The 23,707-nt window shown below is 57.3% G+C and carries 21 protein-coding genes and 1 pseudogene; 10 read left to right on the top strand and 12 right to left on the bottom strand.

The annotated features are described in order from the left end of the window. Window positions 1-1,092: an alcohol dehydrogenase family protein gene (locus tag RDL77_RS17620; RefSeq protein WP_288193983.1), complete on the top strand. Its 1,092-nt coding sequence runs from the start codon at window positions 1-3 to the stop codon at window positions 1,090-1,092. 124 nt (window positions 1,093-1,216) lie between these two features. Here the strand turns inward: RDL77_RS17620 and RDL77_RS17615 are convergent, their stop codons facing one another. The 3 genes from RDL77_RS17615 to RDL77_RS17605 form a co-directional block, all read right to left on the bottom strand. Continuing rightward, the gene (locus tag RDL77_RS17615; protein ID WP_288194022.1) at window positions 1,217-1,630 is read right to left on the bottom strand and encodes a DoxX family protein; all 414 of its coding nucleotides are present in this window, start codon (window positions 1,628-1,630) and stop codon (window positions 1,217-1,219) included. A 67-nt stretch (window positions 1,631-1,697) separates the two neighbouring features. Beyond that, on the bottom strand, window positions 1,698-2,108 hold the full coding sequence (locus RDL77_RS17610; RefSeq protein WP_374042743.1) for a tetratricopeptide repeat protein: 411 nt from the start codon (window positions 2,106-2,108) through the stop codon (window positions 1,698-1,700). 75 nt (window positions 2,109-2,183) lie between these two features. Next, window positions 2,184-3,158 carry an MBL fold metallo-hydrolase gene (locus RDL77_RS17605; protein WP_288193979.1) on the bottom strand — a complete coding sequence of 325 codons (975 nt, stop codon included), beginning with the start codon at window positions 3,156-3,158 and terminating at the stop codon, window positions 2,184-2,186. A gap of 496 nt (window positions 3,159-3,654) precedes the next feature. Here RDL77_RS17605 and RDL77_RS17600 point away from each other — a divergent pair, with 496 nt between their 5' ends. Together RDL77_RS17600 and RDL77_RS17595 are read left to right on the top strand one after the other, a co-directional pair. Further along, window positions 3,655-4,260, top strand: a complete 606-nt coding sequence (locus RDL77_RS17600) for a sigma-70 family RNA polymerase sigma factor (RefSeq protein ID WP_374042742.1) — start codon at window positions 3,655-3,657, stop codon at window positions 4,258-4,260. Further along, complete coding sequence (locus RDL77_RS17595; RefSeq protein ID WP_288193976.1) at window positions 4,257-5,060, top strand: anti-sigma factor; 804 nt, start codon at window positions 4,257-4,259, stop codon at window positions 5,058-5,060. Before RDL77_RS17600 ends, RDL77_RS17595 begins: the two co-directional genes overlap by 4 nt. A gap of 53 nt (window positions 5,061-5,113) precedes the next feature. Here the strand turns inward: RDL77_RS17595 and RDL77_RS17590 are convergent, their stop codons facing one another. Together RDL77_RS17590 and RDL77_RS17585 are read right to left on the bottom strand one after the other, a co-directional pair. Continuing rightward, entirely contained in the window at window positions 5,114-7,522 is a 2,409-nt protein-coding gene (locus tag RDL77_RS17590) for a PIG-L family deacetylase (protein WP_288193974.1), read from the bottom strand. A gap of 16 nt (window positions 7,523-7,538) precedes the next feature. Further along, entirely contained in the window at window positions 7,539-8,762 is a 1,224-nt protein-coding gene (locus RDL77_RS17585; RefSeq protein ID WP_288193972.1) for an ROK family protein, read from the bottom strand. Window positions 8,763-9,018: 256 nt separating this feature from the next. On the opposite strand from RDL77_RS17585, the gene RDL77_RS17580 reads away from it, so the two are divergent. Genes RDL77_RS17580 through RDL77_RS17555 form a run of 6 tightly spaced genes read left to right on the top strand, consistent with a single transcriptional unit; the run spans window position 9,019 to window position 15,550 of the window. Further along, a complete protein-coding gene (locus tag RDL77_RS17580; protein ID WP_288193971.1) occupies window positions 9,019-10,266 on the top strand; it encodes an extracellular solute-binding protein in 1,248 nt (415 codons plus the stop codon). A gap of 12 nt (window positions 10,267-10,278) precedes the next feature. Next, complete coding sequence (locus RDL77_RS17575) at window positions 10,279-11,223, top strand: carbohydrate ABC transporter permease (protein ID WP_223615318.1); 945 nt, start codon at window positions 10,279-10,281, stop codon at window positions 11,221-11,223. Between the two features lies 1 nt (window position 11,224). Further along, window positions 11,225-12,079 (top strand): carbohydrate ABC transporter permease, encoded by an 855-nt coding sequence (locus RDL77_RS17570; protein WP_223615317.1) that lies wholly within the window; start codon window positions 11,225-11,227, stop codon window positions 12,077-12,079. A 5-nt stretch (window positions 12,080-12,084) separates the two neighbouring features. After that, complete coding sequence (gene argH / locus RDL77_RS17565; protein WP_288193968.1) at window positions 12,085-13,599, top strand: argininosuccinate lyase; 1,515 nt, start codon at window positions 12,085-12,087, stop codon at window positions 13,597-13,599. After that, window positions 13,599-14,633: an ABC transporter ATP-binding protein gene (locus RDL77_RS17560; RefSeq protein WP_288193966.1), complete on the top strand. Its 1,035-nt coding sequence runs from the start codon at window positions 13,599-13,601 to the stop codon at window positions 14,631-14,633. The genes argH and RDL77_RS17560 overlap by 1 nt, the downstream gene beginning before the upstream one ends. Next, window positions 14,630-15,550: a carbohydrate kinase family protein gene (locus tag RDL77_RS17555; RefSeq protein WP_288193964.1), complete on the top strand. Its 921-nt coding sequence runs from the start codon at window positions 14,630-14,632 to the stop codon at window positions 15,548-15,550. Before RDL77_RS17560 ends, RDL77_RS17555 begins: the two co-directional genes overlap by 4 nt. Window positions 15,551-15,866: 316 nt before the next feature. On the opposite strand, the gene RDL77_RS24860 is transcribed toward RDL77_RS17555, so the two are convergent. Then, window positions 15,867-16,211, bottom strand: coding sequence for a hypothetical protein (locus tag RDL77_RS24860; RefSeq protein ID WP_353884999.1), 345 nt, complete (start codon window positions 16,209-16,211; stop codon window positions 15,867-15,869). A 39-nt stretch (window positions 16,212-16,250) separates the two neighbouring features. Between RDL77_RS24860 and RDL77_RS17550 the strand changes: the two genes are divergently transcribed. Beyond that, on the top strand, window positions 16,251-17,558 hold the full coding sequence (locus RDL77_RS17550) for a GMC oxidoreductase (protein WP_353884998.1): 1,308 nt from the start codon (window positions 16,251-16,253) through the stop codon (window positions 17,556-17,558). A 173-nt stretch (window positions 17,559-17,731) separates the two neighbouring features. On the opposite strand, the gene RDL77_RS17545 is transcribed toward RDL77_RS17550, so the two are convergent. The 6 genes and pseudogenes from RDL77_RS17545 to RDL77_RS17520 form a co-directional block, all read right to left on the bottom strand. Next, a complete protein-coding gene (locus RDL77_RS17545; RefSeq protein ID WP_288193962.1) occupies window positions 17,732-18,598 on the bottom strand; it encodes a Hint domain-containing protein in 867 nt (288 codons plus the stop codon). 245 nt (window positions 18,599-18,843) lie between these two features. Further along, on the bottom strand, window positions 18,844-19,590 hold the full coding sequence (locus RDL77_RS17540) for a TfuA-like protein (RefSeq protein WP_288193960.1): 747 nt from the start codon (window positions 19,588-19,590) through the stop codon (window positions 18,844-18,846). Further along, window positions 19,587-20,843, bottom strand: coding sequence for a YcaO-like family protein (locus RDL77_RS17535; RefSeq protein WP_288193958.1), 1,257 nt, complete (start codon window positions 20,841-20,843; stop codon window positions 19,587-19,589). The genes RDL77_RS17540 and RDL77_RS17535 overlap by 4 nt, the downstream gene beginning before the upstream one ends. A gap of 406 nt (window positions 20,844-21,249) precedes the next feature. Then, window positions 21,250-21,486, bottom strand: coding sequence for a hypothetical protein (locus tag RDL77_RS17530; RefSeq protein WP_223615308.1), 237 nt, complete (start codon window positions 21,484-21,486; stop codon window positions 21,250-21,252). A gap of 33 nt (window positions 21,487-21,519) precedes the next feature. Beyond that, entirely contained in the window at window positions 21,520-23,541 is a 2,022-nt protein-coding gene (locus tag RDL77_RS17525) for a BTAD domain-containing putative transcriptional regulator (RefSeq protein WP_288193954.1), read from the bottom strand. A 60-nt stretch (window positions 23,542-23,601) separates the two neighbouring features. Then, a pseudogene (locus RDL77_RS17520) lies at window positions 23,602-23,707 on the bottom strand (IS5/IS1182 family transposase); the annotation flags it as partial.

The raw sequence follows: 23,707 nt of genomic DNA, 5'->3' as shown, positions 1-23,707 counted from the left end.
ATGATGGATACGGTTTCCCGAACAATGTCAGCCGTGTTGCTGACCGGGCACGGCGATCTCGACAAGCTGGTGTACCGGACCGATGTGCCGGTGGCGCAACCGGCGGCAGGCGAGGTTCTGATCGAAATCTCCGCCTGCGGCATGAACAACACGGATGTGTGGGTGCGCCAGGGCGCTTATGGTACGGAGAATGATGCGAGCGCGGTTTCCAGCTGGCGGCGGCAGGACCCGACGCTCACCTTTCCGCGCATCCAGGGCAAGGATATTGTCGGCCACGTCGTGGCTGTAGGCGCAGGTGTTGCCTATAGTCGTATCGGCGAGCGCGTCATGGTGGATTTTTCCATCTATAACCGTGAAGACGACAGTCTTGCCGACATTGATTATATCGGTCATGGCCGCGATGGCGGCTACGCGGAATATGTCGCGGTGCCCGGTGAAAATGCCCATGTGGTCAACACCGATCTGAGTGATATCGAACTGGCGACCTTCTGTTGTGCTTATCTGACCGGTGAACAGATGCTTGAGCGAGCCGGATTGAAATCCGGTGAACGGGTTCTTGTCACGGGTGCTTCGGGCGGTGTTGGCTCGGGCATCGTTCAATTGGCGCGGGCGCGCGGTGCCATTCCCTATGCGGTGGTTGGCGCCGGCAAGGAGCAGGCGCTGCTTGATATCGGCGCCGAGGCAGTGATTACCCGCGGTGACGGTGATCTTGTCACTGCCGTGGAGCGTGTTCTCAACGGCAAGCCCATCGATGTGGTTGCCGATCTTGTCGGTGGCCCCCTGTTCAATGATCTTCTGCGCATCCTGCGGCCGGAAGGCCGCTATACGACGGCCGGTGCCATCGGCGGACCTGTGGTACAACTCGACCTTCGGACCATGTATCTGAAACAGCTGCAACTACACGGATCGTCCCAGGGCACACGCGGCGATTTCCGCCGCATTGTCCGCTATATCGAGGAAGGCAAGATCAAACCGCTTGTCGGTGGTGTCTACCCGCTCTCCGAATTTCACCGCGCGCAGAGTGATTTCATGGCGAAGGCATTTGTCGGTAAACTCGTCGTCGTACCCGATGGGAAATATGAGCTGGCTTGAGTAAGGGTAAAATGGCGTCGCCCAGCAGCGTTACCCCGCTGGTTTGCCATGGTTGCGGCGCGCTCGATCTTTGCCGGCAGGCGCGTCACGGCGCACTGAACTCGATGACCGATCCAAGACACCGTCAGAGCTTTATCGGGTGCGTCCGCATCAAGTTGTCAAGCGACAGATTCCCGGCGCCTCCAACGACCAGGGCAAACATGCCGCCCGCAATGGCGAGATCCTTTTCGAAATGCAGCAGCTCGTTCTGGTTGGCGAAATCGGTGTGGAACAGTACCGCGGTCAGCAGGCAGAATATCCCCAGCGCCAAAGCGCCAAGGCGGGCGTAACAGCCAAAAGCAATGGAAATGCCAGCACAGATCTGAAGGGCGATGGTCGCCAGGGCAAGCGGTGCGTTCACACCAAGTTTTGCCATGACTGCAATTGTCCCATCCAGGTTTGCAGCCAGCGTAAAACCCTCGTGCAGAAATATCCAGGCCAGCAACAGCCGGCTGAACAGCATCAAAACATCGGCGAGATGCGTGCCTTTTGCCATCATGTTCACGACGTTTTCTCCCTTTGGGCTGGCGAAAAGGGCAGGCGGCAGTGGGCCGCCTGCCTTAGCGTTATTTGGTGCCGTTTGAGGCAATGAATTTTTGCAGGTCTTCAAGCTCTTCACAGCCATTCGGACAGAGCCGTGTCAGCGATGCCACCTGCTCGTTTGCCTTGTCCATTTTGCCGGTCTCGACATAGAGCTCGCCCAAATATTCACGGGCGGCCTTGTGATCAGGCTGGAGTTCCAAGGCTTTGGTATAATAGGTCAGGGATGTCTCGAAATCACCTGTCTTGCGCAGTGTGTAGCCGAGAAGGTTGTAGACGTCGGCCTGTGGGCTGTCTTCGGCCAGCCCGCGCAGCTCCTCCAAAGCGCCGGTATAGTTCTTTGCTGCGATCTTTGCGCGCGCTGATGTCAGATCCGGAGCGCCTGCCGTCTCCATATTATCGACGGCGTAGGCCGGGGCGACAACGGTGCCGGGCATAAGGGTTGCAGCAGTGACAAGGCTTACAAAGCCGATGAATGCAGTCTTGATCATGATCCTATCTCCTTTGTGTTTCTAAGCTTGGACGGTGGCCGTGAAGCCATAGGCGTTGCCGTCCTTGACGAAGGTGCCCGAGCCGGGGAATGGAAAATGTGAACCGCAGATCTGTATCTTGTCGGCGATCACACGATCGATGAGCTTGCGGCGGGTGGTAATGGCGGTCGGGCCATCCTGATCGTAGCTGCCCTGCCATTCCGGGTGGGGCGCGAGCAGGGCAGGCACGTACATCGTGTCGGCCGAGACAAGCAATTGCTCATTGCCGGAGGTGACAAGGAATGCGGAGTGTCCGGGTGTATGACCAGGCGCCGCAATCAGGTGTATGCTGGGGGCGATTTCCGCGCCGTCCTTGACCAGATGCCAGTTCTTCCATGTCGGGAAAACCTGGGCAATACGCTTGCCGGCCGGTTTGCGGCCCTCTGCCAGCTTGTCAACGCGTCCCGGTTCGGTCCACCAATTGTATTCGGTCTCGTTCACGACCAGTTCGGCATTCGGAAATACCGGGGCATTCGTCTCCTTTTCCATCAGCCCCCACACATGATCGGGGTGGAAGTGCGAGATGATGACGGTGTCGATCTTTGTATGATCTATTCCGGCCGCCTGCATGTTTGCCGGCAGATGGGTGGCATTCGCCTGCCATTGGCCAACGCCGGAGCCCGCATCCATCATCACCAGCCGGTCGCCGATTTTCAGTACGACGACAGTCAGCGGAATGGGCATGAATTCAGTGGTCAGGCCCGCCTTTGCCAAGGCCTGCTTGGTCTCGTCGACAGAAGCATTTTTGATGAATGCCGGGTCATGGGGTTTGCGCCAGATGCCGTCATAGACGGCCGTGATCTCGACCGATCCGACCTTGTATTTGTAAAAGCCTACGGACGGTTCGATTGGCGTTTCAGCCCATGTCGGCGGGATAAATTCGAGTTGCCTGGAAAGCCCGAAGGCCGCCGCAGCGGCCGCGGATCCGAGAACGGCGCGACGTGTAATGTCGAACATTGGAATTCTCCTTCAATGGAAAGCTCTAGCCAAACGGAGAACATGGTTCGATCAGTGCCTCCGCTGATGAAATAGATTGAGATCAGCAGGGGTTTATTCGCATTGGCCGCAGGTTTTTATGCAAGGCATTGAAAATACTGCGGTAATTCTGACGGCCGGGAACTGCGCAAGGCACCGTAAAACGGTGTAAGATGAGCATTCTGCGCCAGCGGCGAAACAATTTGCGGGTTTCGGGAATATTCTGACGTTCCGTTCGATCTAGGTAACAAACGGCTTGTGGAATTTCGGAGAGGATTCAAGCGCGGCGACCGTGCCGCTTGGGAACACCATGACACAAATGCACCTGGCGACCATATCCATGCTTGTTCCAAATTCCACCCGTGCGGCGCTTGCCTGGCGGTTGCGGCTTGTGGGTATGCGCGCATTTCTGGCAAATGTGCTGTCGCGGTGCACCCCCGGCGGACAAAGCGGGGGATTGCCGGGCCTCATTGTGCATATGGCAGGGCTGGCGGGTCATGGCGTCGCCTCGGAAAGGGCGCGCCCTGCGGCCGATACTGCAGCGCGATTTAACCGGCTGATCATTCCGCATTTGGACGCCGCTTACAATTTTGCCCGCTTTCTGAGCCGTGACGGGGACGCCGCGCAGGACATTGTTCAGGATGCATTCCTGCGCGCCTATCGCAGCTTTGACGGGTATCGCGGCGGTGACGCGCGATCCTGGGTCTTTGCCATTGTCAGAAATTGCTACCATGTCTGGCTGCAGGAAAATCGCCGCAAGTCTCGCGTTGAAATGCCTCTGACGGACAACAATGACGGGGCGTCACCCTCTATCGCCGAGAACATCGCCACCGAAGAGGATACGCCCGAGGCCGCTTTGATCCGCAAGACGGAATCCGAGCATGTCCGTATGGTCATATATTCGCTCCCCGATGCGTTGCGTGAAATATTGGTGTTGCGCGAACTCGAACAGCTTTCGTATCGGCAGATTGCCGACATCACAGAACTGCCCATTGGGACGGTCATGTCACGGCTCGCCCGTGCCCGGCAGGAATTCGCCAAGGCTTGGCACGGTGAAGCCAGCAACGAGGCGGCAGCATCATGAGCGAGACCAAACCGGAAAAATGCTCCGACTGGGCTGTCATGCTGCACGGCTTCATCGATGGCGAGCTCGATTCAATGCACGCGCTGCAATTTGAAGAGCACCTTGCCACCTGTGCAAATTGTACGGCGGAGCTGGAGAAGTTCACAGAACTGAAAAACATCATTGGTCAGGGCGGTGTCCGGTGGCAGATGCCCGAGCGTGTTCGCGAGCGGATCGTGACAGCTCTTTCCCATGAGATCGACGGAGCGCCATCAAGCTCCCCCGCATCGGCATATCGCCTCGCCACGTGGCGGACAGCCGCGGATTTCATCAGGCGCTGGAGTTTTGTTCCGTCATTCGCGGCATTGGCTGCAGGTATTTTTCTCGTATTGTCGGTGCCGCCCCAGACCGCTGTACTCCAGGATGAGATTCTTGCCAGCCACGTGCGATCCCTGCTCGTCGACCACCTGACCGATGTGCAGACATCCGATCAACATACGGTCAAACCCTGGTTCAACGGCAAGATCGATTATTCTCCGCCGGTCATCGACCTCTCAGCACAGGGCTTTCCCCTCGTGGGCGGCCGCGTGGACTATATCAAAGGCAGGGTGGTGGCGGTTCTGGTGTACCGCCGGCACGGTCACGTCATGAATGTGTTCGTATGGCCGGCATCTCCCATTGCGGCGGCAAGCAGGACACGCGAGGGCTATAATTTTGCCGAATGGTCCAGCGGCGGCCTGACATTCTGGGCGGTGTCGGATGTCAGCGTTGCTGATCTTGCGGCCTTCCGCGCGGATTTTGTCGCAGCTGTCGAGAAGTAGGGATGACAGGAACAGGTCTTCGGATGACGGGCCGCAGCGGCTCATCCCTATGCTCATGTTCGTCGGGCCGGCGGCACGAGATTGGCCATCAGTCTGAAAGCGCCGGGCACCAGCTTGTCGAGCTGATGATGCAGGACAAGGCCGGTGTGGGTGTGCCTGCCCTTGCCGACGCGAGCCGATATCAGCCCGCCGTTCAGCGGCTGTTCGTTGGCATCATGCATGGACAACAGCGGCTCATAGGCATCGTCAAAATCCGACGCGAAATAAAGCCCGCGTTCCTTGTCCCATCCGTCCCAATCGGCTGGCCCAATGATATTGGGGCCTGTCAGCAGGGGGTGTCGGGGTGACAATATCGTTACCGGGGCATGGGGATCGATCACGCGCCAGCGCAGTGACGGTGATCCGATTTTCAGATAGCGCGGCGGCGTGACGCTGGAAATCCAACCGTCACTGGGACGATGGTACAGCGTGACGAGATGACCGCCGTTTTCAACGAAGCTGTGCAGGCGCGCTGTCGCTGCACTCAGGTCTTTCCGCAGGCCGAATGTGAAAATGCCGACGACTATGGTGGTAAAGTACGAGAGGTCGCCGCCAAGGGTCTCCGTGTCGAGTTCCGTGATATCCAGTCCCATGCGCTGAAGCCACAGGGCAACCTTGTCGGCTCCGCCGCCGACGTAACCGATCTTGGCGCCTTCCGGCAGCTTCAAGTCCAGCGTCAACACCCGTAGCCGTTCAGGGGCGATGAATACCGAGCGTCCGGTGTGCGGGTAGGAAATGGATGTGGTGCGCATGGCCGGGTGCCCGGATATCTCCGGCGTGATCTGGATGATCCCGGCGGGCAGCGTCTCCGGAGCAGACAGCAGCCATTTGCCGTCCTGCGGCTTGATTGTCCAGCCGGGCGGCGCGTCAAAGCGCAAAGCAACCGCGGGATCCGTCCCGTCGACCCCGATCTGCCAGCTGCGCATCGTATCACCGCGTTTGGCGATGATGGCCTCGGGCATGAGTGTCAGGGAATGCCTGGGCACGATGCTCAATGGCTCTTCAAGATCGAACGTGCCTCGAACCTGCCGGTTGCCAATTCTGGCGGTAACATTGGCGAAAGCCACGCCGTTTCCACCGAGGCTGGACCATGCGCGTCCATATGGATTTGTCAGCGCTGCCGCTGCAGACGCTTCGATGTCGAAGGACCGGGACCTTGCGGCGTCCTGCGATCGCGTAACAGCTACGCCGGATGGCAGCACGATCGATATATCGCCGGGGAGCGGAATGGACGGATTGCCCATATGCACCGTAATGCGGCCGGTGCTTTCGGGTGACAGGTGCTGCGGTTCTGTAACCGCCCGCACGTCTATCCCGGCCGTTTCAAGCAATGCCGCGTCAATTTCCCGGCGTTTGCGATCCAGCCGATGTCCGTGCCGTGTCATGAAGTCCGGCGAGGCCAGCATTTCGATACTGTCGATATGGCCGGCAGCATCCAAGAGAAGCGTGGTGATGCGGTCGCGGTCTGGAAAGGCCTGGATGGCTGCATTGAGGGCGTCGTGGACCGATGCGAGCGCTTGGCTCACGGAATGATCTGCGGTGTTGGCAAGCTCTGCAAATGTCGCCGGAATGTCTTCGAGAATGGAACGTTCGGATCGACTTCCCCTCGGACCATACAGCAGATGCAGCGGCCACGCCGATCGCGGCGTATCGCGCCAGACCCCCATGCCTTGGGAGGCATGATAGGCGCGTGACCATTCGCCGATATGATCGTAAGCGGCTCCTGTTGCCGCTTCGGTACCCGAGGCGTCGATGGCAATCGTTGCATCCGGCGGGGGAATCTCGTCATCATAGGTGTCGCCGCCGCCCGGCCAGGCGGGAAGGTAGTACTTTGCCACGCGCCACGGCGTCAGGCCCTCGGCAAAATGTTCGGGATAGACCTCGGCATCCGCTGCGAGGGCAATGGCCGCTTCGGCAGCGCGGGTCATGGCGCGGTGATGACCATGCTGTCCGGGAACATCCAGAAATGTTGGAATGACGATATCCGGGCGCTCCTGCCGATAGGCGCGCACCAGGCGCTCGACGATGCGCTTCTCGTCCCATCGCGCAAATGTCGCGTCGCCGTCCTTGGAAAAACCGAAATCATGCACCGGGTCTTCCGGCCCGTGTCCGAGCCAATGGACATCCGCATCGAGCTGCCGGGCCGCCTCCTCCAATTCACGCGATCGCAGCACGCCGAGCGCGCCCAGCCGCTCAGGCCCGAGCGCATTCTGCCCGCCTTCGCCACGGGTCGAGCAGGCGATCACAACCCGCATTCCCAGGCCGAAGCGGAACATGGCCAAGAGACCGTTCTGCTCGTCATCGGGATGAGCGCCAGTGTTCATGACAGTCACGGTCGATGTCAATCGGGACAGTGCATGGTGCAGCCGGACGAGGGCCGGCCGGGACTTTTGTCGTTCGATCCGCTCATGGGACGTCAGCACGGTATCCTCCTGCCGCTTATAACGTGTTGTGGGCTATGTCTGTTGGCGATGTATCGAGTTTGGGGGTCACGACTTCGAAGAGCGGCAGCGCGGCCGCGCCAAGTGCGGCGGTCAATTGACCCGTCTGGCCGCGCTGGACGCGCGGGAGGGAGCGCGCACGGCGGCTCGCCACAGACACCGGCAAATGATGCATGGCGGAAATGATGTCATCGATGATTGCATCCGGCATGGCTCCGCCCAGCATCACGGTTTCCGGATCAAGAATATTTTCCAGCATCGAAACCATCGGGCTCAAATAGTCCGCGGCCTCGCCAATCCACGCTCTCAGAACGGGATGGTTGGCGGTATGAAGGGCTTCAAGGTCGGAAAATTCGCTGGCGGCGATGCCTGCCTCGCGCAGCTTTTCCTTCAGGGCATGCAGCGAGGCATAGAGTTCGAGGCAGCCGCTCTGGCCGCACGGGCATTGTTTTCCGCGCGGTGCGACCACGATATGTCCGATTTCACCGGCATTGCCGAAAGCACCGCGAAACGGTGTTCCCTCGTGGATGACGCCAAGGCCGATACCGGCTCCGAAGTAAATCATGCAAAAATCAGAAATCGCCTGGCCGGCACCGAACAGCCGCTCGCCTACCACGGCGGCGGTGGCGTCGTTTTCAACAATGACCAGTTCGCCGCTCGCCTCGGATAGAACTTTTGCAGTGTCAATCGCTCCCCAGCCGGGAAGGGTGGTTGGGCCAACGGACGTCATGCCATCGATCTCAAACGGTCCGGGCATCACCACGCCGATGCCAAGTAGCTTCGATTTGAAGAGACCCCGAATCTTGTCCACCTCGCCGACAAAGCGGGGAATGAAATGTTCGGGCGTGGTGTTTTTGACGGGAACGATTTCCTTGGAACGCACTTGGCCCGCAAGGTCCAAAACAACGATCACCATGTGATCCGCGGCGATCTCGATGCCGATGGTAATGGCGCCCTCGGGATTGACTGCGAACTGTATGGGAGGCTGGCCACGACCGGACCGCAGGCGTCCGACTTCCATCAGCAGGTTGTCGCTTACCAGTTCATCGACGATATTGGCCACCGCCTGGGCGGTCAGCTGGGTGAGCTTGGCGATGTGCATGCGTCCCAGCGAGCCATGAATGCGCACGACATCCAGCACAACGCGCCGGTTGTGATGCCGGCTGCGCTCGGGGTTTTTGCCGATGGCAATCTGATGCGTACCGCTCATCTGTCGGGTCATGTCGCAAACCTTCGATTCCAGTCTTTTACCGATACCTCCAAGAGGCGTTCTGACGCAATACAATAATTCAAGTAAAGTATGTTATTGACAAATCATCGCTGACGGTGAAGCTTATAAGTAAGCCGCGACAACGTTCGCGGTTGCTGCAGCAGAAACATTGCCATGCGGTGGGATGAGGTCATGGGCATCGCCGATGCCTGGGGAACAAGGAAGCTCTGCATCCGATGATGGATATGGCAGGGCACAGGAGGTTTATATGCGTAAAGGAATTCTATTGGCCGGTCTGCTTGCGGGATTCGCCACGTTTGCCGCAAGCACGGCGCAGGCGGTCGAGATCGAATATTGGCAGTATGTGTACGAAACCCGCGTCAAGGCAATGGATCAGCTGATTGCCAATTTCGAGAAGGCCAATCCCGGCATCACCGTCAAGCAGACGACCTTCCCCTATGCCGATTACCAGACACGCATCGTTGCAGCCAATATGGGCGGCAAGGGTCCGGATGTCATGCAGCTGTTTTACGGATGGCTCGACAAGTTCGTTGCGGGCAAGCTGCTGCAGCCGCTGCCGGCCGACACGTTTCCGCACGACAAGATTGAAAGCGATTTCTTTCCCATCGTGACAGCCATGAAGAGGGGCAATGATTACTATGGCCTGCCGACGGCTGTCCGCTCGCTGGCGCTGTTCTACAACAAGAAATTGCTGAAAGAAGCGGGCATTGAAAATCCGCCGAAGACGCTGGACGATTTTGTTGCAGCGGGCGTTGCGACAACCAAGCGCGATGCAGCCGGAAACCTTGTCGTCGCCGGCACCACGCTTGATATGGCAGGGCAGGATCACCAGTGGTGGCGTGAAATTCTCATCCGGCAATATGGCGGCGAACCCTATTCGGCCGACAATACCAAGGTCACATACAACAGTGACGCCGGCATCAAGGCCCTGAAGTTCTACACCAGCCTGCAGACGGAGAAGAAGATCGGCCAGGTCGGCTTCATGGACGAAGGCCAGGCGGCGTTTCGCGCAGGTATGGCGGCCATGACCATCGACGGGACTTTCCGTCTCGGCTCCTTCAAGACGATCAACACCTTCGAATGGGGTGTCACCGAATTGCCAGCCAATGCGGAAGGCGTGCGGTCCAACTATGCGAGCTATTTCGCTAACGGTATTGGCGCACGCGTCAGCGGGGAAAAACTGGAAGCGTCGAAGAAGTTCCTGGCCTATATCTCGTCACCGGAAGCCATGGACATCTGGCTGAAGACGGTGGGCGAATTGCCCGCACGCCGTTCCGCCGCCCTGACAGAAGCCAATCTTGCCGATCCGATCTTTGGCCCGTTCCTCAAGGGTCTTGAATATGCGCATACCACGCAATTCGTCGACGAGGCCGCGCAGCGCCAGACGGCCATGGACATGACCAACCGTGTTCTTCTGGAAGGACAGTCGCCGGAAGCCTCGATTGCCCAGGCGGCAACCGCCGAACAGGCAATCATCGATTCTGCCAAGAAGTAAGGGCGCCGTCCAATGGTCTCCACACCTGTCAATACGGAAGGGGCGGTCGCAAGCCGCCCCACCGGGCCCGTGTGGGACCGGCTGTCCATGAAAACCAAGCGGCTGATCTGGGTTTGGTCGTTTCTCGCCCTGCCCATCCTGTTCTACAGCGTCATCCGTTTCTATCCGACCCTGCAAGCCTTCTGGCTGTCGCTGACGGATTGGGATCTGATGCGGCCGCCGGTGTTCATCGGTCTGGGCAATTACGAGCGGTTGTTCACCGATCCGCAGTTCTGGAAAGTCTTCCGCAATACCTTCACCTATCTGTTGATCGGCACACCGATCAGCCTGCTCCTTGCATTCACCATAGCTTACTATCTCGATCGCGTGCGGTTCATGCACGCCTTCATCCGGGCGTTGTACTTCCTGCCGTTTCTGACCACGGCAGCCGCCATGGCCTGGGTATGGCGATGGTTTTATCAGCCGGCGCCGATCGGTGTCATCAACGATGTCCTCGGGCTTTTCGGCTTGCCCCAGCAGCCGTTCATCCGATCGGTCAGTCAGGCACTGCCATCCATTATGGTGACCTCGATTTGGGCTGGTCTTGGCTTCCAGATCATTATCTTCATGGCTGGTCTGCGCGCCATTCCCGGTACCTACTATGAAGCCGCCCGCATCGATGGCCTCGGCGAGTGGGCCATCCTGCGCCGCATTACCTTGCCGTTGCTCAAACCAACGACCGTCTTTCTGGTGGTTTTTTCCTCCATCGGCTTCCTGCGGATTTTTGACCAGGTCTACAACATGACCACCAATGATCCCGGTGGTCCGCTGGGTTCGACGAAGCCCCTGGTGCTGATGATCTTCCAGACGGCCTTTTCATCCTACCAGATGGGTTATGCGGCGGCACAGACGGTTGTCTTGTTTTCCATCCTGCTGGTGGTGTCGTTGCTGCAGCTGCGCGTCTTGAGGGATAAATGATATGACGAGTGCTCTCCCGAAGCCGGCAGGATTGTACCGCGCCAACATAAAACCCGCGCAGATCCTTGTCTGGACGCTTCTTCTGATCGGCGGTCTGATCATGATCACGCCGCTGCTGTTCATGTTCTCCACCTCGCTGAAGACGGCAGGCCAGGTCTACGATCTGCGCATCATTCCCGCAGCGCCGACATTGGAGAACTATGCCAAGGTGCTGCTGGACGGCCGCTTCATGCGCTGGTTTCTCAATTCCAGCATTGTCGCCGTCACGGTGACGCTTTCCAACGTTTTCTTCGACAGCCTTGTCGGCTACACGCTGGCCAAGTTCGAATTCCGCGGCCGCTACCTGATCTTCCTCGCCATCCTGTCGACCCTGATGATACCGACCGAGATGCTGGTTATTCCGTGGTACCTGATGTCAAGCCAGCTCGGTTGGCTGGATAGCTATTGGGGCATCATGTTCCCGGGCATGATGACCGCTTTCGGGACTTTCCTGATGAAGCAGTTCTTCGACACCATCCCCAACGACTTTCTGGAAGCTGCGCGGATCGATGGTCTGAACGAGTTCCAGATCTGGTGGAAGGTGGCGATGCCGCTGGTTACGCCGGCGCTGTCTGCTCTTGCCATTTTCACCTTCCTTGGCAACTGGACGGCGTTCTTCTGGCCGCTGATCGTGACCACGAGCAAGGAACTCTACACACTTCCCGTCGGCCTCTCGAGCTTTGCCGTCGAACAGTCGATCCAGTGGGAGCTGATCATGACTGGTGCTGCCATCGCCACGCTGCCGACGCTCATCGTTTTCCTGGTGCTACAGCGCTACATCGTGCGCGGCGTGATGCTGGCCGGACTGAAAGGATAATCGCCATGACGTTGAATGATCCGCGTCTCTCGGACAAAAGTATCTTCCCCGATCCGGTCTACAAGGAAGCGGTGCTGCGACCTCTGTTTGACGGCGCCAAGTCGCATCATGTCGATGGCTTCCGCCGCATCGACCGCGCGCATCTGGTGATGCTTGTGGAAACGGGTATCGTCGAGCGTAATCAGGCCGCCAAGATCGGGGCAGCGCTCGAAGCCATTGACCGCGACATCGATCCGGCTTCGCTCGTCTATACGGGGGAAGTGGAGGACTTCTTCTTCCTGATCGAGAAGGAACTGAAACACCGGGTTGGAGCCGATATTGCAGGACGCCTCCACACGGCCCGCTCGCGCAATGATATCGATCATACGCTTTTCAAGCTTGGGTTGAAGACGCGCATCGATGCACTGATGGGCAAGGCGCGCCACCTGCTTGATACCCTGATCGATGCCGCCGAGCGCGAGAAGGCAACGCTGATCGTTGCCTATACCCATGGCCAGCCGGCCCAGCCGACGACCTTCGGTCATTACCTGTCTGCCGTCATCGAAGTTTTGATACGCGACATGAACCGCTTCGAGGAAGCGCGGCAGATCGTCGATCTCAGCCCCATGGGTGCCGCAGCGATCACCACCTCCGGATTTGCAATCGATCGCGCCCGCGTGGCGGAGCTTCTCGGTTTTTCCGCTCCCTTGCGCAATTCCTACAGCTGCATCGCCGCGGTCGACTATATCACCTCCACCTACAGTGCCATCGAATTGCTGTTCCTGCACCTTGGCCGGCTGATCCAGGATTTCCAGTTCTGGACCAGCTTTGAAGTGGGGCAGGTCTATGTCCCGAATGCGCTGGTGCAAATCTCGTCGATCATGCCGCAGAAGCGCAATCCGGTGCCCATCGAGCACATGCGGCTGCTGGCAAGCCAGACATTCGGCCGGGCGCGGACCGTGCTTGACGTCATGCACAACACCCCGTTCACCGACATGAATGACAGCGAGGGCGAAACCCAGTCGATGGGTTATGAGGCCTTTGTTTCCGCCGGGCGCGTTCTTGATCTCATGGCGTCCTTCGTGTCGGCGATCCGTATCGATTCCGAGCGTGTCGCCGGCAATATCCGCCGCTCCTGCATTACCATCACCGAACTTGCCGATTCACTCGTGCGTCGCGAAGGCCTATCGTTCCGGGAAGCACATGAAATCGCCGCCACGGTCGCCAAGGCAGTCGTTGCCAAACAAGGCGATCTGCCCACCGATGGCTTCGAGCCGTTTCTGGCGGCCTTCGAACATGCGACCGGGCGCAAGCCGTCGGTTGATCGCGATCAGTTCGCGGAAATCGTATCGCCGGACTATTTTGTCCGTGTCCGCAGCCGGTTCGGCGGTCCTGCCGCCGAACCCATGGCCGAGGCATTATCGTCCTATCGCGACAGGGCTTCGGCGTTCGCGAAATTGGCGGCCGATCACGCAGCCAGCGAGAGCCGGGCGGCCCATGAACTTGACCGTAATTTCAAAGCATTGGTAGGAGCTGCCTGATGGCGACAATTGAACTTCAGGGCCTGGTCAAGCGCTATGGCAAGACCGATGTGGTCCACGGCATCGACCTTGAGATCGCCGATGGCGAATTCGTTGTCTTCGTCGGTCCGTCCGGCTGCGGCAAATCAACGACGCTGCGGATGATTGCGGGCCTCGAGGATATTTCCGGAGGCACGCTGCGTATCGGTGGTGACGTGGTCAATGAGCGGGAACCCAAGCAGCGCAACATTGCCATGGTGTTCCAGAACTATGCCATCTATCCGCATCTGACCGTCCGGCAGAATATCGGCTTCGGTCTTTATACCTCGAAAATGTCGAGGGAAGACAAAGACAAGCGCATCGATGAGACTGCCAAAATGCTTGGGCTGACCGCCTTGCTCGAACGGCGTCCTTCGGCATTGTCCGGCGGCCAGCGCCAGCGCGTCGCCATCGGCCGTGCAATGGTGCGCAATCCCTCCGCCTTCCTGTTCGACGAGCCTTTGTCCAATCTTGACGCGCAATTGCGGGCGCAAATGCGCATCGAGGTCAAACGTCTGCATCAGCGGCTGGGCACGACCATCGTCTATGTCACCCACGATCAGGTGGAGGCCATGACCATGGCCGACCGGATCGTGGTGATGCGCGACGGCCACATCCTGCAGACCGGAACGCCGATGGAAATCTACGAAAACCCGCTGGATGTGTTTACCGCACGGTTCATCGGCAGCCCCTCAATGAACCTCATTCCAGGGCGCCGGACAGATACGGGCGTCGCTGTGGAAGCCGGTGGTGCCATGCTGATCGGTATTCGCCCGCATGATCTGGTGATCGGGGAGGCCGCGCCGGGTAATTTCAAACTGGAGGGCGTCGTGTCGGCGGTCGAGCCGCTTGGATCCGAAACGCTGGTGCATTTCGATGTCGCCGGACAATCGGTCATTGCAACAGCACCGGGCAAACTGATCCCGGCGACAGGAAGCATGGTCACTGCTTATGCCGCGCCTACGGCACTCTACCTCTTCGATGCAAAAACCGAGAAGTCGCTGGGCCGTTTATGAAATCCAATTCAGCCGAAATGAATGCCGTTCTGAGTATCGGCAGGATTTACTGTGACCTGATTTTTACCGGGCTTGAGACAATGCCGGTGCTCGGGCGTGAAGTCTTTGCCAGCAACATGGCCATCACCGGCGGCGGCGGCGCGTTCATCGTCGCGGCCTATCTGGCCCATACGGGCAGGACCACGGCGCTTCTTGCCCGGCTTGGTACGGACTCCCTGTCCGTGGGACTGCTGGATCAACTCGCGACAAGCGGCATTGATCTGCGCTTTCTTGAGCAGGCACCGGATGCAGGTCCCCAGGTCTCCGTTGCGATCAATCATAGTCATGAGCGGGCGTTCCTGTCACGCCGGGCCGGTTCGGCGCAGCCGGCGGCGTTGCTGCCGGCTCTCGCCTGGGAGAAGGCGACACATCTTCATATCGCTGAATATGCCACTCTCGCTGAGATCCCTGATCTGGTCCGGAATGCGAAGGCGCATGGCCTGACGGTTTCTCTCGATCCCAGCTGGGATGAAACCCTGATTTTCGATCCTGCCTTTATCGGAAACTGCATGGGTGTGGACATCTTCCTGCCGAATGAGGAAGAGGCGACGGCGATCACCGGCCTGTCCGACCCGGTTGAAAGCCTGCGCAAGCTCGCTGAAGACTTTCCGATCGTCGTCGTCAAATCCGGCGCGCGGGGCGCTCATCTGATGATGAATGGCCGTTATTTCTACAGCGTCGCTCCGAGCGTCGCGGTCGTTGACACGACCGGTGCCGGTGATGCATTCGATGCAGGATTCATCAATGCCTGGCTCGACAGGCTGGATCCGCAATCCTGCCTCAATGCCGGTGTTGCTCTGGGAAGTTTGGCTGTCCAGGCTGCCGGCGGCGCCACAGCACTCGGGCAGGCCATGGATGTGGCCGGCATCGCATCATAGTTGCGGGCTGTCCGAGCCCGCATTTCGGGAAATGCCTTGGCACATCATGTCTCAAGATAAATGGCCGCCTGGCTTTCGATTTTATCTAATCGGCTGTGTAAACAGTAGCCCGAATGGGGAGGGCGCTACTCAAAAGGGCTACTTGTCCTAACCGCCGCAGCATATTCCGCTTGGAGGCCATCCGGCCCTATAATCGCCTTCAAATATCCAATGGGGACAGACAAGCCGCCAACCGGCGGATTGTCTCTGTGAGCAATAACATTCGTCTTGCTCGTTCTGGCTTGAGGTCGATCGGCAATGGAACACGCCATATCGCTCAATATTGTTTTAAGCTTTGCTCAATCCGGGCTTTCACGCCATGTTTGTTGACGCCAGAGAACTTCCAGCGGGTTCGGTCCTGGATGCCGCGATATGCATCGTTGGCGGTGGCGTTGCAGGGATTACGCTTGCGCTCGAATTCCAGAAGCGGGGCATTGAAACGATCGTTCTCGAAGGCGGGGGATTGAACTTCAATGCCGCGTCGCAATCCCTTTACCAAGGCGAAAACCTTGGCATCCCTTACGACCTTCAAGCGAGCAGAACCCGGCAATTCGGCGGCAGTTCCAATTGCTGGGGCGGGTGGATACGACCGTTCATCGGCATTGATTTTGAGCCGCGGCACTGGGTTCCCAATAGCGGCTGGCCGTTTGATCTGACAGAGATGCAGCGGTTCTATGCCCGCGCAAGTAACCTGGTCCAGGTCAACAATCACGGTTTTGAACCGCAGTTCTGGCACAAACACCTCGTGGGTGACCGTTCCATACTGCTGGAGCTGAATGACGCCTCGCTTGAGACAATGGTGAGCAAGTTTAGCCCGCCGACACGTTTTGGCCGCGACTATGAAGTGTTTCTGCGCGCCGCCCAAACGACGAAAGTGCTGCTGAATGCCAATGCGACCGAGATCGCGACGCTTGAAGATCCATCAATCGTCACCGGCGTGCACGTGGCGACGTATGGGCAAAAGATGATGTTCGTGCGGGCGGAAAGAGTCATTCTGGCCGCGGGAGGTATCGAAAACGCGCGTCTTCTCCTGCTATCCAATCGGCGCGATCAGCGGGGGCTTGGTAATCAGCACGATGTGGTCGGCCGCTATTTCATGGAGCACCCGCGTATTCGCCGCGGTCAGATGATACCTGCGGTCAATGCCGCCGCGTTTCGCTTTTATGATGCCCGCTACACCTATCACAACCCCAAGCTAGCCGTGGATGGTACCAGCGCAAGCGCGCATCTCGGCTTGACGGAACAGGTGCAGCGGGATGAACAACTGGTGCAGTGCCGCACCTATTTCCGGGCATGCCGGGCGGGCGAGGACAGTACGCTGACCGAGCGGTTCCACGAGATATACAATGCCATCCGGTGGCGGCATTATCGCGACTTCAAACTGAGAACGTTTGCCACTGTTGCGCTTGGCAGCCCCAATCTGATGGCATCCTTGCTTTATCGGAAGCTGAGGCTTGCCGCGAAGTCCGATTATTTTCAGATCGAGAGTGTTATCGAGCCCGTTCCCAACAGGGAGAGCAGGGTCACACTGTCGGAGCAACGGGACAGGTTGGGCCTTAACCGGGCAGCGCTTGATTGGCGCGTCGGTGATCTGGAAAAACACACTCACTCACGGATGCTGGGATTGATAAAGGATGAGTTTGAAGCATCCGGCGTCGGACATGTCGATCTCGAACAGTCGGCTGAAGAGCCTGAGCTTTCGATCATCGGATGCAATCATCATATGGGAACCACCCGGATGCATACCGATCCGCATATGGGCGTCGTGGACCAGAACTGCACGGTGCATGGCATCCACAACCTGCACGTCGCCGGCAGTTCAGTGTTTCCGACATGTGGCAATGATATGCCGACACTGACAATTGTCGCGCTGGCGTTGCGCCTTGCCGATCATATCAAGGCTCTGCAAGGCGTCCACGAGAGTATCGCAGCTTTTGGGACGGGCGAGGAACGCGCTGCGGCCGTGTAAAGAGCTGATGGGTTCCGGCCAGGCAAGCGCATTCTGGGGTGCCGGGAACGCCTTGCAAATAACATCCAAAAATCATTGTTGAACGTTTCGAAGCAGGTGTTCCCGGAAGAAAACACCTGCTTATAACACTCAACCTGTTGCGTATGACCGCATTCTTGCGTGGCGCTACCCGCTTAGGCGGTGTCGTGCAGTTGGCCAGCGCCGGCGGTTTCCCGTGCTCGCAGGGCAAACCTGTCGCGGGCATGCTGAACCGGGTCACGCAAGCCCATGAAGCGGGGTATGCCGAGACGCAGAAGAGCCATCAGGTGCTCGCGCCCGCCTTCATAACCAACGATCGGTGCGAACGGCACCATGGGTGGGCAGAGGCCTGCAGGGTAGAGCCGCGTGTATTCAGCGAAGTTTGTAAAGCTTTCATGATTGCTGTCGCGGAGCAGGAAGGTTTCGGCCGGTGCACCCTCGGCGAAGACCACCTCATGGGTATCAAGCACAATGTGGAAATATTCGATGATCTGACGGTCAGCTGGAAGGGATGGTGCAATGGAGAGGCCGTTGACCAGGTCTTTTGCGCGGATGAGAACGCCATCGATATACAGCGCGTGATTAGGGGAGAGGTAGAGATCCGAGTGGGGTGTTCGTTGATCAAAAGCGTGGCGTGAAATACGGATTGGCATCACGCTGGCTGCCCAGGACGGGCTGTTCCTTTTGTAAACCTGACGCCCTATCCATCTTACGGTGGCAGCTTTGCCGTTCATGGTTTCAATGTTGTCGCCGATCCGAAGATCTTCAATGCAAACTTCACCTGTCGGGGTCTTGATGGATGTTCCCCGGAGAAAACAATTTTGATTGTTGCCACCCGGGTTATGGCTGGGCTCGCCGCTATGTCTCCACCATTTCCGTCCCATAGCCCGCGCGGGGAAGGAAGACATGGCCGTGGCCAAGCCGGTGATTGCCGCGACCTTGACGCTTGTGGAAACCACCACGCCGAGAAAGTGTCGTCGCGCATGGCTGAGTGGCCGGTGCCGCTCTGTAGTTGGTGACATAGTCCCCTCCGTGGTTACAGTGCAACTTTCAATCCAAATATTCCGATGACCATCCTATAGGAAGGCATGGCGAGAAACGCTTTGGATTTTGGCGGCTGTCCGATGCTGAAATTGGCCTACTGGGTGCTGAAAAAAACCAACCAGGAGCGAAAGCCGCATCCTTTTGGAGGAGGGATCATACATCTAAGATGTGCTGGCGCTTACATCTTCCAAGGATAGGCTTTTTGCCGCCCCGGTTGATCCCCTCAGTGCTGAGCCCGGAGTTTTTGCCACTGCGTCGTTTCGTTGAACAACCAGCCGGTAAGAGGCGCTCCTGACTTCTTGGCTTCGTCCGGGTATTTGCCTTCAAGCAGCACTTTCAACAAGGCTTGTGCATCCTGTCTTTTGACATTGCGAATGAAAGGTTTCAGCCGTTCGGCGGCGTGAGCGATATCGGAAGCCAGGACGTCGAATATACAAGCCCAGCTCCTGTCCTTGAAGAACACCGCATTGGCTTTGTCGCGGATCAGCGCATGCTCCTCGGGAGCGATCGCCGATGCAGCCAATGCGGCATCCAGGGTGGCATCTACAGTGACCATGGCTTCCGTGAAGGCGGTATAGCCAAACTCCGCCGGCGCGTGCACTTGTGCCACTGCAGCGTCGTCTTCCAATCCGCCGAAAGCGTAGCGCGCAAAAACATCCCCAATACCGATCATGCCGAATGGATGACATTCGGCAGCGCGCAGCGCGCCCATGCTCGCTGCGCCGAGGACCGTAACGCCGCGCGAAAGCGCATACAGTATTTCCTTGTGCCAGACCGCAGCAACGTCCTCAAATCGGCCGTCGATCAACCCGATCACGTTGTAACCTTCGTCCACCGCACGGGTGAGATCACCGCACTTCGCAGGGCCTCGACATGTCAATGAAAGATGGGGCAGCAACCGGTCTTCGTTTGAGCGCCGCGGCACAAACTCGGTTCCCGAAAGACTTGGGCCTGCAAACAGGATCTTCATTGCAGCAACATGGCGTTCAACGCCCTTCCACCAAAGCGATGTTTGCGTATGCCGGCCGGACTTTCCAGCTCATTGATCAGGACGCGGCAAACGGACATTCCGCACTCTTCGCCGCCGAGCGGAACAACAATCACACTGCCGATACCGCGTTTGCGCAAAGGGTCGAGATAAGTATCGAGACGAGCGCGCTGAGACGGCACCGGTTCATCAAACTGCCAATGAGCCCTTGGCTCTGCGTTTATATAAACACCAAGGTCCGGAGCGAGGCGCTGTGCATATTCCGAGGGGTCGAAATCATCCCGCGCGCCTGAAATATTGGTGATACGCGTCTGGGCCGCTTCGGTGATCGCCCGCATGGCAGCCACGCGCGGCGACAGGTGGCAACCATAACCCGCAGCAAGATCGAAATGCAGATAGGTGCCCTTCCGTGCGATGGGGTTGATGGTTGCCATGAATACCGGAAGGTCAATATCGGATCGAATATCGAAAAGACGCAGCAGAAAACCCGCCTGCTCAATCCTCTCTGCCAGCCAACTGATGCCGGCATCTGAGAACACGGCGGGGTCAACGCATTGGGCATGGACTGCGCCGTCACGCTTGAAACGCCATAATTCGGTAGCATCGCGTTCAACCCGCTCGCACAGACCGTGAATAACAGCTTCAAGCAGGCAGTTGCCCGAGGCAAGGCCATCAGTTGACTGGCAGTAGTGGCGAGACTTTCGCGCCGATGTAAAATCCAGAGATACGAGTTCTCTCGGAACGAAAACCTTGCTTTTTTTCAGAAGGTCATAGCCCTCGAGCCATTCATCAACCGCGTCGGACGCAGGTTCATCGGCGCCCTTCATAACCAGCATCCGGCCGTCAAAGACTGCTTTGCCGGCAAGCAGCAAATCCTGGCGGCTGGCACTGATCGACGCGAGCGGTATGTTTTCGGCTATGGCAATCTCAGCCGCTTCCATCACAGCGGAAGCGCGCGCATGAGCTGTTGTAATCCCCTTGCCCTGGCTTACCGCGAGGGTCTTGCTGTTCGGGCGAACCGCCATCCACACGGGGATTCCTATCCGGTCCAACCCTGTTGTCTCAGCCAGCCGGACAATACCCAAACGGGAAAAATACGGGCGCAATTTCTGCACCGTCAAATCTGCGTCCATCAATCTTGTCGAAGACTGGTGTTCCACATTGGCGGCGGAACAAAGATTCACTTCATCCGCCGCCAGTCTATCCAGAATTGAAGTCTCGGCCAATTGCTCCATTGTTACTCCAGCGAACCGATATCATCGTGACCATATCGATAAATGCGATGATCCTCTGGAATAGCGCAGCCTATTGCAAGGGGCTCGCGGACGATAGTCTTTCTGCGGGTCCGTTCCTATAACCTTCAGTAATCATTATGTTTTCTGATCGGTTACTTATAGTCTTTATGAAGTCATACCCGGCCAATCCAGAGCATTCAATCATGCTCCGATCAAGACTCTCAACGGTTTTTTCTTCCAGATTGACCAGCCAAAGCGTATCGGTCTCGGGCTCATCGATAATGTAAAACTTTGCCATGCGAGTAACCTTTCCATGAAGGAGAACCACATAGCAACCGTACGTTGATTCGTTTCTAGATCAATTCATTATTATTGATGAGGTTTCTTATCCAACGACATTTCTATTTTACTTAACTGTCGGGTCTGTAACTGACATTTTCACATCCGCGCCCGTTCGGCTATTTGTGGCAATCGCGATACTTATGCCCTTGATGAGCGTCAATCCGTTTTTCCGTGCTGTATTGATTGTTTCGATAACGGGTCCTGCGGCAATGCCGCTCAACTTCTCAACACGGTTTTCGGTCGTGTTAACAAGCCAAAGTTCATCAGTCCCGGCTTCCCCGATGATAAAATACTTTTCCATGCATGTTTTCCCCTGTTTGGATTGGACGTTTTGTCACTGGAATCCCGCTTCGCGTAAGGATTCTTCATACATCCTACGGTGGGCAGGCACTCTGAGGCTCATCGACTTTACCCATTCATCAATTCGGAACGACGGGTTATCTTGCAGAGCATAGTTTCTGTATTCTGCGGCTTGTTCGTGTTCACCCAATCTTGCGCAGCATGCAGCCATCAAACGGGCTGCCGCTCGCGGATTTTTCATCTTCTGAATGAACGCGATGGCCTCGGCATAGCGATCGAGATAGTGAAAGGTGCCTGCGCCGACCCAATAGTAATAATCCGGCGCCAGCGGGTTTAAAGCGATCGCATGCTGGATTTTGCTGAGAGCCAACTCAAGCTCGCCGGAATGGGTCAAGGCATCGGCATAATCGGCAAGAAGGTCGGCGTGTTGCGGGTTGAGCGCTTCGCTCTGATCAAAATATTCCAGGCTTTCGTCATACTTGCCAAGATACATATTGATGGTGCCAAGCTCACGCAAAGGCCGCTCGTCATCCGGGTCGTTTGGTGCGGCTTTCTTGGCGATCTGCTCACCCTCGAGCAGAATATCCTTTTCATTGCGCGCCAGCACAAGCCATTCGCGCTGCATCGTTCGCGCGACACCGCTCAGCGCCGGCACAAAGTCTGGCGCTGCGGTCAAGGCGTTCTTGAAAGCGTCCCGCGCCGTGCGGACTTTTGTAAGATCCAGGCTGTCGATCTCTCTCTTGCCGACAAGGTACCAGTAATAGGCATCGGGATTCTGAATCAGCCTGTTGTAGCGATCCAGCTCTTCTCTTTCGATGGTGGAAACGATGGATAGAACGATGCGCATGGACAGATGGCGATACTGCTGTTCGGGCAATGTATAATCAAATTTCTGCTTTTCCGCCCAGACGATCTCCCGCGTACGCGTGTTGATGAGTTTTACCGACAGGAAACAAAAGCCATCGCCGCGCATGAGCCTGCTGTCGAAAACAAAATCCACGCCCAATTGTTCGTGAAGGTCAGAAAAGCCATTGATGCTGGATTCCGTGACAACCCGGATGGACGTATAGGGCGCAACCACTGACAGTGTGCGCAACCGGCATAGTCCTATCGTGATATCGTCGACCAGAGAAGCGGCCAATTGCTCCATGGGGTCTGCAAGGCTTTGCGGCAGATACAATACAATGATTTTTGGCAGTATGGGTTGCTTCGATAATTCGAGCGCATTTGACGGTTGAAGAAAATACGACCGGTGATGGTCCACATCATTGAGAGACAAAGACCCCAGCAGCGGTGCATGGCTGACAACTTGCGGCAGGTTGAGAGATCGTTTCGAATGCAGATTCTGGTAAAGCTCGATTGTTTCGGTCTCTGGATCGATATCCAGGTCATCGCGTAATTTTTTAGCACATTCCCGGAAGGTTCTCTCGATCATTGTGATCATCCCAAGTTGGGATGCAGTTTGCATGAGCGTGCGATAGCCGATCTCCTGGTAGGGATCGATTTCGATCAGCTTGCGTGCACATTGCCGCCTTTCATCAATGTTGAAATGCGGCAGATCAAGACTGGACCGCAGAGTAAGGATCACGTCGTCACGAAGTTTAGCGCGCTTGATATCCAGCCATTCGTCGAAATCAGAGTTGTCTGGCTCATTCTGCGCCAGAAGATCGCCATGATAAAGTTCGGAGATCTTGAGGGCGGATTCTGGCCCCCCTTGTTCGGCGCAGTTGAAAAACTCGACAAGGTCTATTTCGAGAAGGCCTTGACTGACGGAGGCTAGATTGAGCCTGACATAGGCAGCATCGCTCTCAATCAGGGTGATGCCGAATTGTTCCTGAAATCTGCGAATGCGCGCGAGGCTTTGACGCAAGTTCATGCTGGCATGGGCCTGGTCGGTTTCCGACCAGAGTGTTTGTGCCAGCTTAGCGCGCGATACCGAGTGGCAGTTGCTCTCCAGGAGGATGTAGGTGACAATGCGCAGGAAGTTCGTAGGTGCGCGCGGGACCAAGTGCCCGCCGATACTAACCGTAGCCTCTCCTAAAACCGTCAACCGCATGATGGCTAAAGCCCCCGTATGTCACCCTTATTTATGATTAGAGTCGGTCCGGAAAGTTATTCAGTTTGAACAGAGCCTTCTCAGCATGAGGCGAATGGATGCCAATTTGAGGAAGGCGAGTGCGTTGCGTGACATGTTTTCGAAGTCCTTGGCCAGCCTGCGGCAA

The sequence above is a fragment of the uncultured Phyllobacterium sp. genome (genome assembly GCF_902479695.1).
GTDB lineage: Bacteria > Pseudomonadota > Alphaproteobacteria > Rhizobiales > Rhizobiaceae > Phyllobacterium > Phyllobacterium calauticae.
Note: the sequence above shows the minus strand (reverse complement) of the source record. Positions and strands in the feature narration are given on the sequence as shown.